This window comes from Candidatus Nitrosarchaeum limnium BG20 (genome assembly GCF_000241145.1).
Classification (GTDB): domain Archaea; phylum Thermoproteota; class Nitrososphaeria; order Nitrososphaerales; family Nitrosopumilaceae; genus Nitrosarchaeum; species Nitrosarchaeum limnae.
In genome coordinates this window covers 1-1,369 of record NZ_AHJG01000105.1, presented here as the reverse complement: position 1 = coordinate 1,369, position 1,369 = coordinate 1, and the positions used below count along the sequence as shown (strand labels likewise).

Below are 1,369 nucleotides of genomic sequence, written 5' to 3'. Positions count from 1 at the left end.
TTATGATCACTGCAGATGTCTCAAATAATCAAGATACACAACAATCATTTGCATATTTAACTCAGGTAAAAGATGAAAATCAGATTGTCATTTCACTATCTTGGTTAACTGGTTCTCTATCTCCTAGGCAATCTTTTTCACCTGCACAATCTTGGACTTCTACTGAACCCGGCATGTATACAATTGAGGTATTTGTCTGGAAAGGCATTGACAATCCTGAGGCATTATCTGCTCCCCTTTCAATGACTGTAAAAGTGATTGACCCTCCAACGTAAAAATTTAAATAAAAATTGGTTTTTGTTTGAATTTAATACAAATTGTATTAATGCCATCAATAATTTCTTGAATTTTTGGATATGTTGATTTCTTTTCTGCTATGTCGTTTTTAATTATTCTAAGATAATGTAGAATCTTTTTGATCTGTTTGTTTTTTTGCGTTTTTGAAATTGGTGCATTTGACAAATCTTTTAAATTTGCAGATATGTCGCATAATTTTATAATTTTTGTCTGAAATGATGCATTTTTTAATTGATTGATGTACTGTGTTTCTCTATCTTTTTTTGGAATCTTTTGATCTTTAGTTAATGATAAAACAATTACTGCGACCTCTCTTCCAAATCTTTCATTAATTTGATCAAATGTTACATCTGTTGCTTCTAGGATGTCATGCAACCAAGCTGCACATAATGATTCTTTATCTGAAATTCCTAAATTTTTTAGTCTAGTTACTACTCCTTCTAAATGAACAACATACGGCGTTACTCCGTCATTCCTTTTTTGATTTTTATGTTTATCTTGAGCAAATTTTTTTGCATTAAGTACCATCTCCTCAGTGTCATCCATCAATTTGTAATTTCTTTTCTATTATGTAGATGTTTATTCTTTAATTTTGTTCATTGTTTTCTCAAGTTATATGTAATATGCTTCATAATTCGGCAAACTCATCAATAATCAGATATAGCTTTTCTACTAATCATCAGCATCAGTTTGTTCACTGTTCTAAGATATATTGGTATTATTTCATATGTTTGTTTTTATCAAAGCATAACATTTTTGATATCCTGAAAATCTATAGTTCTTCATGGCTAATCTTGACACATTATATCGGAACGTTGCTTCAAAAGTCATCCAAAGATGTCATGGCAGTATAAAAATTACAAAACATGGAAAGATTCTAGAAGTTTATGATGTTAACAGACACATTTGGAGTAAGGGATTAGCAGGATTGATCATTAAAGAAGAATGTAAAAATGCTGATTTGAGGGAATGGGAATTTGCATCTGTTCGAAAATACATCATAGAAGAATTATTGGATAAAAGTTAATCATATAAATAAAATTTAATATGTCACTTTTCGGATTAGGTGTGG

3 protein-coding genes are annotated in these 1,369 nt (G+C 29.9%); 2 read left to right on the top strand and 1 reads right to left on the bottom strand.

Annotated elements, in window-relative coordinates:
- A partial coding sequence (locus BG20_RS03345) for a hypothetical protein (RefSeq protein WP_010190914.1) occupies positions 1 to 275 on the top strand: 275 nt, incomplete at its 5' end.
- Between the two features lie 4 nt (positions 276 to 279).
- Here BG20_RS03345 and BG20_RS03340 read toward each other — a convergent pair.
- The gene (locus BG20_RS03340; protein WP_010190912.1) at positions 280 to 843 is read right to left on the bottom strand and encodes an HD domain-containing protein; all 564 of its coding nucleotides are present in this window, start codon (positions 841 to 843) and stop codon (positions 280 to 282) included.
- 238 nt (positions 844 to 1,081) lie between these two features.
- Here BG20_RS03340 and BG20_RS03335 point away from each other — a divergent pair, with 238 nt between their 5' ends.
- A complete protein-coding gene (locus BG20_RS03335; protein ID WP_007401510.1) occupies positions 1,082 to 1,324 on the top strand; it encodes a hypothetical protein in 243 nt (80 codons plus the stop codon).
- Positions 1,325 to 1,369 lie beyond the last annotated feature (45 nt).

What these genes read in the sequence shown, in the direction of transcription:
- BG20_RS03340 (WP_010190912.1), bottom strand. Translation starts at nt 843, where the DNA reads ATGGATGACACTGAGGAGATGGTACTTAATGCAAAAAAATTTGCTCAA.
- BG20_RS03335 (WP_007401510.1), top strand. Translation starts at nt 1,082, where the DNA reads ATGGCTAATCTTGACACATTATATCGGAACGTTGCTTCAAAAGTCATC.